The following is a 14,312-nucleotide window of genomic DNA, read 5'->3' on the forward strand; positions in this document are numbered from 1 at the left end:
TAGATCAGCCTGATTGTGGCAGACTTCACGCGACGTCCGGGCGGACGCCGCGACCTTTGATTTTGCCTGGAATTGGCAGGTCAGCGACCGGTGGTTGCCAAGAAGTCACACAAGAAGTTATTGATCCGTTAGAATCGCATGTCACATATTTCGGCCGTCATGGACGCAATTTCTCGGCCAGCCGCAGTTCTCGGTCAGCTCTGCCTGTCGAGCCCCGCGTGCGATCGCGGAGGCTCGCTGTTGGTTCGTGGCTGGGGCCAGTTTGGAAAGTGAGTGGGAGATGCGTGACGCCGCTAGGTCCGGCAGCACGAAGCGCTGGGCGCTGAGCAATTGGGACCTGCGATGGAAGGTGACGGCGGTTCTCGCCGTGCCGCTGCTGGTCGCCGTCGTGCTGGGTGCGTCCAGGATCTCGGCCGAGTTCGCGGAGTCGAGCCGTTTGTCGACCGCGGTCGACCATGTCGGGGTGATCCCGGCGATCACCGGTCTGTCCGCCGCGGCCGCCCAGGTCGCCTCGGGTCAGTCGGTCATGCTCGGCCCGACCCAGTCGATCACCTCCGAACCGGAGCTCGCCAAGCTCGACTCCGCCATCGGATTCGCCGAGAAGGCCGCACCGCGGCTGAGCGATATCCCGAGCGCGCGCGCCGCGCTGGACAAGATGATCGTCACCGCCAAGGCCATCCGGGCACAGGGGCTGGCCCCGTCCAAGACGGTCGCCGACGCGATCAATCAGGTCGAGGACATCCGCAGCAACTCGGTCCGCACCGTGGAACAGATCGTCGCCACCGTGTCCGACCGCCAGGTCGACGCCTCCAAGCTGAAGATGGTCGACTCGCTCAACACCCGTGCGGTGATGGTGAGCGAGATCGGTGGTTTCGCCGAGGCGCTACGCGGCAACGCGAAGGACGGTATTCGCGAGATCCAGATCGCGGTGGCCGCCGAGCGTCAGATGCTGGGCGTGCTGCAGCACCGCTTCAACGACGGTGACCCGATCATCGCCGAGCTGTTCCGTCAGGTGGACACCCGTATCCAGCTGACCTCGGGCGCGCAGTCGAGCGCCGGCGCGCTGCCGGTCTCGGAGTTGAAGGACTCGCTCGAGGCGAGCCTGAACAAGTACCAGTCGATCGTGAACGACACCACCAAGGAGATCACCGGCCGGGTGGACGATCTGGCGAGCACCGCTCGCTCGGACGCGATCCGCTACTCGATCATCGTGGTGGCCACCATCCTGGGCGCGCTCGCACTCGCCGTGCTGATCGCGCGCGCCATGATCGTGCCGCTGCGCCGCCTGCGCCTTGCCGCGCTGCGCGTCGCCGAATACGACCTCGCGCAGGAGGTCTCCGCGCTGCGTGACGGCGCCGACCCCGAAGACGTGCCGCTGGAACCGATGCCGGTGCACACCGAGGAGGAGATCGGCCAGCTCGCCCGCGCCGTCGACGACATCCACGGGCAGGCGCTGCGCCTGGCCGCCGACCAGGCCGCCATGCGTAGCCAGGTCAACGACATGTTCGAGACCCTGGCCCGGCGCTCGAAGTCCCTTGTCGACCATCAGCTCTCGCTCATCGAGGCGATGGAGTACGACGAGAAGGACCCGCGCCTGCTCGAAAACCTGTTCCGCCTGGACCATCTCGCCGCGCGTATGCGCCGTAACGGTGACAACCTGCTGATTCTGGCCGGTACCACCAAGCAGCGCCGCGGTAAGGCCGCGCCGGTCGAGATCGCCGACGTGCTGCGCGCCGCCATCTCCGAGGTGGAGGACTACGAACGCGTCAAACTGGGTGCGACCCCGCGTGGTTCGCTGGTCGAGCCCGCCGCCTCCGATCTCGCGCACCTGTTCGCCGAGCTCCTCGACAACGCGCTCCGGGCCTCTCCGCCGGAGACGGACGTGAAGTTCACCTTCGCGCAGGCGCACGATCAGGGTCTGCTGATCGAGGTCTCCGATCGCGGTATCGGTATGCCGCCGGCCGAGATGGCCGAGATCAACCGCAAGCTGGAATCCGCCGCCGAGGTCGGTCCGGACACCGCCCGCCACATGGGTCTGTTCGTGGTCGGCCGCCTCGCGGAGCGGCACGGTCTGACGGTGCGGCTGCGGCCGACCCTGGACTCGGCCCGCGATCCCGGCGTCACCGTGACGGTGCACGTGCCCAAGCCGCTGATCGTCGCCGCGGGCGGCGGTCTGTCGGTGCCGCCGCAGGCGGCCCCGCCCGCTCCGGCGCCGCAGGGCGCTCCGCAGGGTGCGGGCACGCAGGCCGGTGCGCCGTCCTCCATGCAGATGCGTGCGGTCACCCGCACCGCCACCGGCAATGTCATGGTCACCGTGGATCCGGGTGTGAGCGGGCCGATTCCGGCTCCGGGCACCCCGGGTGCGCCGTCCGCGCCCGCTCCGGCGGCCGCGAGCGCCGCCACCGGTCTGCCCCAGCGGCAGGCGGGCGGGGCAGCGCCCACCGGTCTGCCGCAGCGGTCGCCGGGTGATGCCGCGGCCCAGAGTGGTCTGCCGGTGCGGCAGCCGGGTGTGAACGGTCCGACCGTCAAGCACACGGTGGCCGGTCCGGGTGGGGCTCGTCCGGGCCTACCCCAGCGGGATCCGGGTGCGAATCAGCCGGTCGCCCTGCAGGGGCAGCCGGGTGGCGGTGGTCTGCCGCAGCGTGCGCCGGGCGAGGGCCCGGCCCAGCCTCGGGGCGGTCTGGCCGCCAATATGTTGAAGCGTCAGCAGGGTCAGGGTGGCGGTCTGCCGCCACGGCCGGGTGCGCCCGAGCCGGGTCTGCCCCCGCGTGGTCCGGGCGGTCTGCCGCCGCGCGATCCGTCGGGTGCGCTGCCGCAGCGTGATGCCGCCGAGGGCGGTCTGCCCTCGCGTGATGGCGCCAATGGTCTTCCCGCACGCGGTGATTCGGCGGCCGGTGGCCTGCCGACCCGTCAGCCGGGCGCGAACGGCGCCCCGGGCCGCGAGCCGGGCGTGGGTCAGCCGCCGCGTGGCGGTTCGGCGCCGCGGACGGCCGCCGGTGGGCTGCCGACCCGCGAGCCGGGTGCCAATGGCGCTCCCGCGCGGGGCGACTCGGGCCGCAACGGCGTGCCGCCACGTGACGCGGGCGCTCCGGGTGAGGGCCTGCCGCAGCGCGGTGCCCTGCCGCAGCGTGGCGACGCTCCCGCGGGCGGTCTGCCGCCGCGCGGCGAGGACGCCGGTGGTCTGCCGCCGCGGGGCGCGGGTCGCGATGCCGCGGGTGGCGGTCTGCCGCAGCGGGATTCGGCCGGTGGCCTGCCGCAGCGCGGCGGCGCGGCGCAGTCGGGTGCCGCCTCGGGCGGTCTCCCGCAGCGCGGTGACGCCGCGAACGGTCTGCCGCAGCGTGACGGCGGCGCGGCCGGTGGTCTCCCGCAACGTGATTCGGCCGGTGGCTTGCCGCAGCGCGGCGATGCTCTGGGTGGTCTGCCCCAGCGTGGCGAGGCGGCCGGTGGTCTCCCGCAGCGTGGTGATGCCCTGGGTGGTCTGCCCCAGCGTGGCGAGGCCGCAGGCGGTCTGCCCCAGCGTGGTGAGGCCGCGGGCGGTCTGCCGCAGCGTGGTGACGCCGCGAACGGTCTGCCGCAGCGTGGTTCGGCTGCGAACGGTCTGCCGCAGCGTGGTGACGCCCCCAATGGTCTGCCGCAGCGGGATACGGGTCGGCACGGTTTGCCGCCGCGTGAGGGTGCCAATGGTCTGCCGCAGCGCGGTGAGGCCGCCGGTGGCCTGCCGCGTCGGGCGCCGGGTGGAAACGGTGCGCCGCAGCCGGATTCGGCGCTGGGTGGCGGTCTGCCGCAGCGCGGCGCGACCGGGCTGCCGCAGCGGGATCCGGGTGCGGGTCTGCCGCAGCGGCCCGAGCCGCTGCCGGGTGTCGGTCTGCCGCAGGGTGATTCGAGTGCCGGTGGTGACCCCCGTGATCGCGGGCGGCACAGCTTCCGCTCGAATCCGCAGAAGGCCGCGTCGTTCTTCCAGACCAGGCTGCAGCCGGCCGGTGAGTCGGAGGCCACTTTGGGCACACCGATTTTCGCTGAGATGATGTCGGCGTGGTTGTCCGATCCCAATGCCGACCGGTCCCAAGTGGCCGCTTCCTTCGAATCACCGGGAGATGAGGGCTGGCAGGCCGCGCAGCGGGTCAACGAGACGCGCGCCGAGAAGCGTACGGCGGCAGGTCTGCCGCAGCGCGATCCCGGTAACCGACTTGTGCCCGGCGGTGTGACCGGTTCGGCTGACAGAACACCCGCTCGCGACCCAGAATCCATCAGGTCGAGTTTGAGTCGCCATCAGCAGGGCGTCCGGGACGGCCGCGCAATGAAAGCTATGAACCTAACCGGAGATAAAGGAGACCGATGAACCCCGATCTAGGTGGTACGAAGCGTCAGCTGGATTGGCTGGTTTCGAATTTCGCCAATGAGGTTCCCGGCGTCGCGCACGCCGTGCTCGTTTCGGCGGACGGCCTTTTGATGGCCGCGAGCGCACAGCTTCCCGTTGACCGTGCAGAGCAGCTGTCCGCGGTGACCGCGGGCCTGGCGAGCCTGTCCGTCGGTGTCTCGAACCTGTTCGAGGGCGGCACCGTCCTGCAGTCGGTGGTCGAGATGGAACACGGCTACCTACTGCTGATGGCGGTCGGCGACGGCTCCTACCTCGCGGTGCTCACCAACACGTCCTGCGATATCGGACAGGTGGGCTACGAAATGGCGTTGTTGGTCGAGCGAGTGGGCCAGACAGTTCAGGCCACACCTCGCGTCACGATGGGTTCCTGATGGCGGGATGGACATAGACAACGAACGCGTTGGGAGCGCTGAACCCAGCCTGGTTCGCCCGTATTCACTGACGGCCGGTCGGACCCGGCCGAAGGTGGAGCTGGCGTTGGAGGCGCTCGTCGCATCGCATCCGGTCGCCCTCGAGCGGCAGTTCGAACTCACCAACATCGAGACGTCCATCGTTGAGTTGTGCAGAGAATCGCCGTCTGTCGCCGAGGTCGCCGCGCGCCTGGGCATCCCGATCGGGGTGGCTCGGGTGCTGGTCGCCGACTTGATCGAAGCCGGCCACGTGAGGGTTTCGGCGACTTTGAAAGACGATTCCAGCGACGATGAACGTCGCGAGCTGATCGAAAGGGTTCTCAGTGGACTCCGGCGTATTTGATTCGACGACACAGGTCGACACACGCACGAGCAAGCCGACTTCGGCGAAGATCGTGGTGGCCGGTGGCTTCGGTGTAGGCAAGACCACGTTGGTCGGTGCCGTCTCGGAGATCGTCCCGCTGCGCACCGAAGCTTTGGTGACCAATGCCAGTGTCGGCGTGGACTCCCTCACGGGAGTTCCGTCGAAGGCCACCACCACGGTGGCCATGGACTTCGGCCGTATCAGCCTGGCCGATGATCTGGTGCTGTACCTGTTCGGCACCCCGGGTCAGTACCGCTTCTGGTTCATGTGGGACGACCTGATCCGGGGCGCCATCGGCGCGGTGGTGCTGGTCGACACCCGCCGGTTGGAGGACAGTTTCGCCGCCGTCGATTACTTCGAGGCGCGGAACCTACCCTTCCTGGTGGCCATCAACGAATTCGATGATGCGCCACGGTATCCGGTCGAGGACATCCGCCAGGCCCTGGCCATTCCGGCCGATGTCCCGATCATGTCGATCGACGCCCGCCGCCGGGATCCGGTGAAGCAGGCGCTGGTCGCGGTAACCGAGTACGCGCTGCGCAAGGTTGTGCAGGGCTACTGAGTTGAATTGCGGCGGCTTCGCCGCCGCGGTTCGCGGCCCTGTAACCTCGGTTCTTCCCTCCTCCGCTCCTCCGCTTCGCTCCCCCGCTCCGTCAGTCCAGAACCGAGGGCGGGCCGCGAACTCGAAGGTGGATCGGTCCGACGCGTGAGCGCGGCGGGAGTGCCGAAGGTACAGGCCGGATAAGCTCGCGCCCGTGAAGATGTCGGCGCGTGAGCTGTTGGGCGAATTGCTCGATCCCGGTTCCTTCGTGAGCTGGGATCGCCCCCCGGTCGCTGTCGACGCGGATCCCGAGTACGCGGCGGAGTTGATGGTCGCCGCGACAGCGGCGGGCACCGACGAGTCGGTGCTCACCGGTGCGGGTCTGCTGCGCGGGCGGCGGGTTGCCGTCATCGCGTGTGAATTCGCTTTTCTCGCAGGATCGGTGGGCGTGGCCGCCGCGGAGCGCATCGTCGCCGCGGTCGAGCGCGCCACCGAACTGGGTTTGCCCCTGCTCGCGTCGCCGACCTCCGGCGGTACCCGAATGCAGGAGGGCACAGTCGCTTTCGTGCAGATGGTGAAGATCGCCGGTGCGGTGGCCGCGCACCGGGCAGCCGGGCATCCGTATCTGGTGTACCTGCGCAATCCGACCATGGGTGGGGTGTTCGCCTCGTGGGGTTCGTTGGGGCACATGACCTTTGCCGAGCCCGGCGCGTTGATCGGATTCCTGGGTCCGCGGGTCTACCGGGCGCTGTACGGCCGAGATTTTCCGGAGGGCGTGCAGACCGCCGAAAACCTTTACGCGAGTGGGGTTATCGACGGCGTGGTGCCCGTGCCGGTGTTCCGTCGCATCGCGCACCGGGCGCTCAACGTGCTCTGCGGGTCGCCCGCGGAGCCGCCGATGGCCGAGCGTGATCCCAAGGAATTCGGCAGGGGCACAGGAGTATTCGCTGCCGGTCACGAACTGTATGGGCCTGCCCTGCGAGAGGGCGGCGATGTTCCGGCGTGGCAGTCGGTTCTGATCTCCCGGCGTGCCGACCGCCCCGGTATCCGCGAGCTGCTGCGCCATGTCACCGATCGAGTCCCGTTGTCCGGCACCGGTCAGGGCGAATCCGATCGCACCGTGGTGCATGCCCTGGCCATGCTGCGCGGTCAGCCCTGCGTGGTATTCGGTCACGACCGGGCGGGCCAGTCGCCCGACAACACCATGGGCCCGGCCGCCCTGCGCGAGGCCCGCCGCGCCATGGCGCTGGCCGCCGAGCTGCACGTTCCCCTGGTCCTGGTGATCGATACCGCCGGGGCCGCGCTCTCGCGCGAAGCGGAGGAGCGGGGTCTGGCTCCCGAGATCGCCCGCTGCATAGCCGATCTCGTCACCCTGGACACCCCCACGGTCTCGGTCCTCCTCGGCCAGGGCACCGGCGGCGGCGCGCTCGCCCTGCTCCCCGCCGACCGCGTGCTGGCCGCCGCCAACGGCTGGCTGGCCCCGCTCCCGCCCGAGGGTGCGAGCGCGATCGTCCACCGCGACACCGGGCACGCCCCGAAACTGGCCGCGTCGCAGCGTATTCGTGCGGTGGATCTCCAGGAGGACGGCATCGTCGATCGCATCGTCCCCGAGTATCCGGACGCCGCCGACGAGCCCATCGACTTCGCCCGCCGCATGGTGGCCGCGATCGCCGCCGAGGTGGCGACCCTGCGCACAGAGCCTGCCGAGACCCTGCGCGCCGCCCGGCACCTGCGCTATCGCCGTCTCGGCCTGAACTGATCGGTCCTATTGCCCACCGGCCGGTTCACGCCTTCGGATCGGGCGGGCAGAGCTCGAGCACCAGCCCCGGCATCTCGGTGAAGGCGTGGGTGCCCTCCTGCGTGCGCAGTGCGGCGATGAGTTCACGCATGGCCGGCCCGCCGGGCACGCCCACCTCCAGCAGGGTGTCCTGCATCAGTGCGGGCCGCCGGAACTGGGTGACCGCCACGAAAAGCACGGCGTGATCCCCGGATTGAACGACGAGGGGTTCGCTGTGTGGGAGCCGCCCGGGCAGCACGTCGGCGATGGCGGTCGCCCGCCGTGCGTCCAGGCGCAGCACGGTCGAGTCCGATTCGAGCTCCCATTCGACCAGGGACACACCGACCCAGCCCGTGCTGGACCCGTCACGTTCGCTTCCGGCCGCCACCGCGGCGGCCGTCTCCGGATCGTCCAGCAGGGATGCCCGCTCGATATCGCTGACGTACAACGGAATTCGCGGCGCGAGGGTTTCGAGCAGCCGTTCGGTGTTCCACAGGCTCGCGGCCCGGTGTTCGTCGGTGGTGAGCCCGACCACCTGAAGGAACCGCACATAGCCGTGCGGCGTCGCGATGGTGCCCAGTTCGGGATCCCGCGTGAAGGCGATGGGCTGCACTGCCGGGTCCTCGGCGGCGTGCGGCCCGTTCACGGTCATGATCTGGCCCGGCTCGAACTGGTGGCCGGTGCGGCACGTATGCCATCCCAGGTCCTGCAGCATGGTCATCGCCCACTCGGGCGGGGTGGTCTCGTCCGCAGCCCGGGCGAGCCGGAAGGTGAATTCGTATCCCCACCCGGACCATTCCGGGTTCCGGGATCGCTTGTCGTACAGCTCGCTCATGCCGTACGAGACGAAATGCCAGTGCGGTACCGGTTCGGTGCGGGCGTACACGCTGATCCCGTCGAGCGGATCCGGCCCGCGGTCCCTCCACTTCACCTCCGCCCGCCACCGGTGCGGTTCGGCGTCCCCGTAGATCTGTGCCAGCGCGTTGTCGATGGCCGCCCAGCCGGGCGCGTCGTACTGGATGGTCTCTTCTCTCCCCATGGTTGAAAGTTATCCGATTCACAGCGGATTGACCTCGGTCGATGGTGGTCCGGTGCAGGTTGACGTGCCCGTCGTGCGCTTCTACTTTCGATGTAGTGACCTACCGCCAAGAATCCAGCGATATTCCAGCAATCGTCCTAGGTGACGGACATGTCATGCCCAAGCTCGGATTCGGCGCGTACAAGGTTGCCGGTGCGCAGGCCGAGGGGATCATCACCAAAGCGTTGGAGGTCGGGTACCGGAGTATCGATACGGCGTCGCTGTACGAGAACGAGGAGGAAGTGGGGCGGGCCATCCGGGAATCGGGGTTGCCGCGCGATGAGGTTTTCGTCACCACCAAGCTGTGGAATTCGGATCATGGCTACGACTCGGCAATGCGTGCTTTCGATGCCAGTCTGAAGCGGCTGGGGCTGGATTTCGTGGATCTGTATCTGATCCACTGGCCGCTGCCCGCGACCGATCTGTATGTCGACACGTTCCGGGCGTTGCAGTCCCTCAAGCGGCAGGGACGGGTGGTGTCGATCGGTGTCTCGAACTTCAATCGCTCGCATCTGGAGCGGGTGATCGGTGAGACCGGGGAGATCCCGGTGGTCAATCAGATCGAGTTGCACCCGTATTTCGCGCAGAACGAGCTACGCGCCTTCCACGCCGCGCACGGCATCGTCACCGAGGCATGGAGTCCGCTGGGCCGCGGCGCGGAGTTCAACGACTCCGTAATCATCGCTCTCGCGGACAAACTCGGCCGCACCCCGGCACAGATCATTCTCCGCTGGCATATGCAGCTCGGCAACGTCGCAATTCCCAAGTCCGCCACGCCTTCTCGGATGAAGGAGAATCTCGCGGTCTTCGATTTCGAGCTCACCGGCCGCGAGATGACCCAGATCACCACCCTGGACAAGGGCGCCCGGCAGGGCGGTGACCCGGACACCCTCGATCTGGACGCGCCGGCCTGAGGCCCGGTCTCAGCCGATGATCTCGCCGGTTTCCTCGCCGTACTGATCGCGCATGGCGGTGGGCTGGATGTCCACCGTCAGCGCGGGCAGGGCGCGGAAGGTTCGCCGTCCTGCCACGGAGGTCAGCGCGGCGGTGAACTCTTCGATCGCGGCGGCGGGAATACCGAGTTCCAGCGCGTGGTCCTCGACGAGGGTCGAGTGGAATTCGGCCGCGGGGACGAAGCGGAGCAGCCGGTCCTCGCCCTCGAGCACCAGTGGTTTGCCGTGCGGGAGTCGCCCGCGCAGGGTGTCGGCGATGGCGGGAGCCTGAAGGGCGCCCAGCCGCAGGATGGTGTGGTCGCCGGTGCGTTCCCACTCGACATTCGGCACGTAGAGCAGTCCCGCGCTGGACCCGTCCCGCTCGACGCCGGCGTGCACCGCTGCGGCGACGGCCGGGTCCGCGAGCAGGGACTCGCGGTGAATATCGGTGACGTACAGCGGGATTCGCGGTCCCAGCACCTCCAGCAGCTGCTCGGTGCGCCATTGCCGGGCGGCTTCGTACTCGTCGAAGGTGAGTCCGGCGATCTGCAGGAATTCGACGCGCCCGTGCGGTGTCTCGATGGCGCCGAGTTCGGGGTCGGTGAGGAAGGCGAGGGCGCGGATCGTGCAGTCCTCGCGGTCGGCGGCGATGGGGCCGTTGGTGTTGATGTGGTGTCCGGCTTCGAACCAGTTGCCGGAGTTGAAGACGTAGCGGGCGAGGTTCTGCAGCATACTGGCGGCCCAGACCGGCGGCGTCTGTTCCTCGGGATCGCGGGCCAGCCGGAAGGTGAATTCGAAGCCCCAGCCGGACTCGTCCGGGTTCTCCGATTCCTTGCTGTACAGCTCGCTCATGCCGTAGGACACGTAGTGCCAGTGCGGTACCGGTTCGGTGCGCTCGTAGGCGCTCACGCCGTCGAGGGGGTCGGGTCCGCCCAGCGCGAAGCTGATCATGGTGCCCCAGTGGTAGGGCTCGGCGTCGCCGTAGAGGCGGGCGAGCGCGGTGTCGATCGCCGTCCAGCCGGGGGACTCGTCTTCGATCAGTTCGTCTGTAGCCATGGAAACCGACCCTAGGGTGGCCCAAACACCTTGTCATCCTTGATTTTCGGGACGAGGCCCTCGGGTGGCGCGCAGGCCGAGGTGGGTGGCGAGTTCGACGGCGGCGGCGCGGCCTGCCCGGTTCGCGCCGATGGTGCTGGAGGACGGGCCGTAGCCGATCAGATGGATGCGGGGGTCGGCGGCGACCTGGGTGGCGAGCTGTCCGGTCATGGTGATGCCGCCGCCGGGGCCGCGCAGGCGGAGCGGGGCGAGGTGGTCGAGGGAGCTGCGGAAGCCGGTGGCCCAGAGGATGACGTCGGCGGGCTGGAAGCTGCCATCGGCCCAGCGGATGCCGTCGGGTTCGATGTGGTCGAACATGGGTTTGCGGTCGAGGACGCCGCGCGCGCGGGCGGCTTTGACGCGGTCGTCGTTGCTCAGGCCGGTCACCGAGACCACCGAGCCGGGGGGCAGGCCGCGCCGGACGCGGTCTTCGACGATGGCGACCGCCGCGCGGCCGTCCTCGGGCGCGAATTGCCCGTCGCGGAAGAGGGGTTCGCGCCTGGTCACCCAGGTTGTGGTGGTCACCTTGGATATCTCGTCCAGGAGTTGGATCGCGGTGATGCCGCCGCCGACCACGACCACGTGCCTGCCCGCGAACTCGGCTGCCGTGCGGTAGTCGTGCGCGTGCAGTTGCCGTCCGGCGAAGGTGTCCGCGCCGCGGTAGTACGGGATGAATGGTTTGTCCCAGGTGCCGGTCGCGTTGATCAATCCGCGCACGCGGTAGGTCTCGCCCGGCCCCGTGGCAGGCGTGGGCTCGGCCTCCCCGTTGGCGGCGGCGTTGCTGTCGGGCCGGGTTTCGGCGTGCAGCAGCCCGTCGACGGCTTCGTTGGGGCAGGTGGCGGGGGTGGCGCGGTCGCAGACCACGGTGACCGATACCGGCCGCTGCACGCGCAGGTCGAAGCGTTTCTCGTAGAGGTCGAAGTAGTGCGGGACCGCGGTGGCGGCCTGCGCCTGCTCGGATCCGGGCGGCAGGGTTTCGGCGAATTCCATGCCGGGCAGGTCGTGGATCCGGTTGACGGTGTCCAAAGTCAGTGAGGGCCAGCGGAATTGCCAGGCGCCGCCGGGTGCGGGGGAGTGGTCGAGGATGAGGAAGTCGCGTTCGGGTTCGAGCCCGAGGCGGCGCAGGTGGTAGCCGACGGAGAGGCCGGCCTGGCCCGCTCCGATGACGAGGATGTCCACATCGGGTGTCGCACTCACGTGGCCGACAGTACCCAGCGTGCACCGGGGTATTTGTTGACCGGTCGGTAGGGAACGCCGCGTCGGATCGGGAGGTCCTGGTCGGTCGCGCTTACAGTGAATGCCGACAATCAGCACGGTGGAGGGGCAGGGACATGCTCGGAGTGAGCCGCGATGGCGATGTGGTCACCATCGAACTACAGCGTCCGGAGCGCCGGAACGCGCTGAACGACCAGATGGTCGTGCGGATCAAGGGAGCGGTCGAGGAGGCCGCCGCGTCGGCGCGGGCGATCGTGCTCACCGGTCAGGGCCCGATCTTCAGCGCGGGCGCGGACCTGGACGGCATCTATTCGGACAATTTCCTCGAAGCGCTGCTCAGCATGCTGCGCACCATCGAGGAGGCCCCGGTGCCGGTGATCGCCGCCGTCAACGGCGGCGCGCTGGGCGCGGGCGTACAGCTGACCCTGGCCGCCGACCTGCGCGTCATGGAGGAGGACTCCTTCCTCGCCATCCCCGCCGCGAAACTCGGTGTCACCGTTGACCCTTGGACGGTCCGCCGCCTCTCCGCCCTGATCGGCGCGGGCCCCGCCCGCACCATTCTCCTGGGCGCCGAACGGGTTTCCGCCAAGGACGCCTACTCCTACGGTTTCGCCAACAAGATCGGCGACCTGGCCGACGCCCAAGCCTGGGCCGCCCAGATCGCCCAGCTGGCCCCCCTCACCCTGAAGCACCTCAAACTGGTCTTCAACGACGACGGTTCCCGGGGCACCGAAACCCCTGCCCAGCAGGCGGCCCTGGCCGCCGCCTGGTCCAGCGCGGATGCCCAGGAGGCCCGGGTCGCCCGCCAGGAGAAGCGAACCCCCAGGTTCGTGGGACGATGAAGAACACACGGCGCGCGTCCGCGATTTCGCGGAAACTGGTGGGTATGGGAGCTGGTGCGTTCGGAATTTCCTGGGTGGTGCGGGCGGCGTGGGGCATCCCGTCCGCGATGGGCGCGTCGATTTCGGCGATCGCGCCTACCGCCAGAGGTGCCACCACGTATCGGAACAAGCAGTTTCACAACACCGAGCCGAGTAGTCAGATCGCTGCCGGGTCGGGGGCGGGGCTGCTGTATCAGCTGGTGACGCAGCGGAACAATGGGCGGCCGCCGGGGCCGATTCCGCTGGAGACGCCGGTGCTGCCGGAGCAGGCGGCGGATCTGGCGGTCACCTGGTACGGGCATGCGTCCTGTCTGGTGGAGGTGGACGGGTATCGGGTGCTGACCGATCCGGTGTGGAGCGAGCGGGTTTCGCCGTCGCCGCTGGTGGGTCCGGCCCGGTTGCATCCGGTGCCGACGCCGTTGGACGCGCTGCCGTCGATCGACGCGGTGCTCATCTCGCACGATCACTACGACCATCTGGATCGCGACACCGTCACCGAGCTGGTGCGGTTGCAGGAGTGCGTGTTCATCGTGCCGATCGGGATCGGCGCGCATCTGCGGCACTGGGATGTCCCGGTCGAGCGGATCGTCGAATTGGATTGGGCCGCTTCGGTTTCGCTGTCCGAGCTGGAGCGCGATCGCGGTGACGGCACCGATCTGGTGATCACCTGTTCGGAGGCCAGGCATTTCTCCGGGCGCGGTCTGGTGCGCAACACCACGCTGTGGGCGTCCTGGTCCATCACGGGTCCGACGCGGCGGGTGTACTTCGGCGGCGACACCGGCTACACCAAGGCGTTCGCGGAGGCGGGTGCGCGGCTGGGCCCGTTCGATCTGACGCTGCTGCCCATCGGCGCGTACGACAAGGCGTGGCCGGATGTGCACATGAATCCGGAGGAGGCGGTGCGCGCACACGCCGATCTGTGTGTCGGCGACGCGGGGTACGGCCTGCTGGTGCCGATTCACTGGGCCACCTTCAATCTGGCCTTCCACGGCTGGTCGGAGCCGGTGCGCCGGATGGTGGCGGCGGCGCGCGAGGCGGGCACCGAGGTCGCCGTGCCGAAGCCGGGACAGCGGATCGACCCGATTGGCCTCCCACCACGGGATACGTGGTGGGAAGATGTTCGCCATTGACCGAGGACCGAGTGTGAAGGAGCACGGCTGTGAGCTTGTTGGACACGCTCAAGGGATTGGTTGGCAAGGGCAAGGATGTCGCGGCCCAGAACGCCGAGAAGATTGAGCAGGCGGTAGACAAGGCCGGATCGGTCATCGACCAGAAGACCGGCGGGAAGTACTCGTCCCAGATCGAGAAGGGCACCGAGGCGGTCAAGAACGCCATTCCGGAGAACACCCCCGCCGCTGCGGCTCCGGCGGAGGCGGCCCCGGCCGAGCCCGCGCCCGCGGAACCGGCCCCCGCGCCGGAGCCCGCTCCGGCGGAAGCCGTGGCCGAGCCCGCCCCGGAGCCGGCTCCCGAGCCGGCCCCGAATCCGGAGGACAAGCCGCAGGCCTGATCTCGTATCGTCGGCGCGGGCCGTCCGGTCCGGTGGATTTCCGCCGGTCGCCGGGTGGCCCGCTCTTCTTTTGGGGGACCGGGTATTTCGGTGGATGCGCCGAGCTCCCGGAAGTTGTCGGCGCTCGCAACTAG

The 14,312-nt window shown here is 69.0% G+C and carries 12 protein-coding genes; 9 read left to right on the forward strand and 3 right to left on the reverse strand.

Annotated features, from left to right (window positions below; translation table 11 throughout):
• Positions 1-280: 280 nt before the first annotated feature.
• From JK358_RS25070 to JK358_RS25090, 5 genes are all read left to right on the forward strand, one after another.
• Positions 281-4,339: an ATP-binding protein gene (locus JK358_RS25070; RefSeq protein ID WP_201951283.1), complete on the forward strand. Its 4,059-nt coding sequence runs from the start codon at positions 281-283 to the stop codon at positions 4,337-4,339.
• Complete coding sequence (locus tag JK358_RS25075) at positions 4,336-4,749, forward strand: roadblock/LC7 domain-containing protein (RefSeq protein ID WP_029930951.1); 414 nt, start codon at positions 4,336-4,338, stop codon at positions 4,747-4,749. Before JK358_RS25070 ends, JK358_RS25075 begins: the two co-directional genes overlap by 4 nt.
• 7 nt (positions 4,750-4,756) lie before the next feature.
• Complete coding sequence (locus tag JK358_RS25080; protein WP_067531005.1) at positions 4,757-5,131, forward strand: DUF742 domain-containing protein; 375 nt, start codon at positions 4,757-4,759, stop codon at positions 5,129-5,131.
• Entirely contained in the window at positions 5,112-5,714 is a 603-nt protein-coding gene (locus tag JK358_RS25085) for a GTP-binding protein (protein WP_181582868.1), read from the forward strand. Before JK358_RS25080 ends, JK358_RS25085 begins: the two co-directional genes overlap by 20 nt.
• A 199-nt stretch (positions 5,715-5,913) precedes the next feature.
• A complete protein-coding gene (locus JK358_RS25090) occupies positions 5,914-7,452 on the forward strand; it encodes an acetyl-coenzyme A carboxylase carboxyl transferase subunits beta/alpha (protein ID WP_201951547.1) in 1,539 nt (512 codons plus the stop codon).
• Positions 7,453-7,477: 25 nt separating this feature from the next.
• Here JK358_RS25090 and JK358_RS25095 read toward each other — a convergent pair whose 3' ends face one another.
• Positions 7,478-8,509, reverse strand: a complete 1,032-nt coding sequence (locus JK358_RS25095; RefSeq protein WP_201951284.1) for a suppressor of fused domain protein — start codon at positions 8,507-8,509, stop codon at positions 7,478-7,480.
• A 95-nt stretch (positions 8,510-8,604) separates the two neighbouring features.
• On the opposite strand from JK358_RS25095, the gene JK358_RS25100 reads away from it, so the two are divergent.
• Positions 8,605-9,462 (forward strand): aldo/keto reductase, encoded by an 858-nt coding sequence (locus JK358_RS25100; protein ID WP_307817718.1) that lies wholly within the window; start codon positions 8,605-8,607, stop codon positions 9,460-9,462.
• Between the two features lie 9 nt (positions 9,463-9,471).
• Here JK358_RS25100 and JK358_RS25105 read toward each other — a convergent pair whose 3' ends face one another.
• Both JK358_RS25105 and JK358_RS25110 read right to left on the reverse strand, forming a co-directional pair.
• Complete coding sequence (locus JK358_RS25105) at positions 9,472-10,536, reverse strand: suppressor of fused domain protein (RefSeq protein ID WP_201951288.1); 1,065 nt, start codon at positions 10,534-10,536, stop codon at positions 9,472-9,474.
• 33 nt (positions 10,537-10,569) lie between these two features.
• Positions 10,570-11,772: an FAD-dependent oxidoreductase gene (locus tag JK358_RS25110; protein ID WP_201951301.1), complete on the reverse strand. Its 1,203-nt coding sequence runs from the start codon at positions 11,770-11,772 to the stop codon at positions 10,570-10,572.
• A gap of 134 nt (positions 11,773-11,906) precedes the next feature.
• Between JK358_RS25110 and JK358_RS25115 the strand changes: the two genes are divergently transcribed.
• Genes JK358_RS25115 through JK358_RS39440 form a run of 3 tightly spaced genes read left to right on the forward strand, consistent with a single transcriptional unit; the run spans position 11,907 to position 14,178 of the window.
• Positions 11,907-12,632: an enoyl-CoA hydratase gene (locus tag JK358_RS25115; RefSeq protein ID WP_201951303.1), complete on the forward strand. Its 726-nt coding sequence runs from the start codon at positions 11,907-11,909 to the stop codon at positions 12,630-12,632.
• A 44-nt stretch (positions 12,633-12,676) separates the two neighbouring features.
• Entirely contained in the window at positions 12,677-13,801 is a 1,125-nt protein-coding gene (locus JK358_RS25120; protein ID WP_232851796.1) for an MBL fold metallo-hydrolase, read from the forward strand.
• Positions 13,802-13,830: 29 nt separating this feature from the next.
• On the forward strand, positions 13,831-14,178 hold the full coding sequence (locus tag JK358_RS39440; RefSeq protein ID WP_307817719.1) for an antitoxin: 348 nt from the start codon (positions 13,831-13,833) through the stop codon (positions 14,176-14,178).
• Positions 14,179-14,312: the final 134 nt, after the last annotated feature.

The sequence above is a fragment of the Nocardia acididurans genome (assembly GCF_016741815.1).
In the GTDB taxonomy this organism is placed as follows: Bacteria; Actinomycetota; Actinomycetes; order Mycobacteriales; family Mycobacteriaceae; genus Nocardia; species Nocardia acididurans.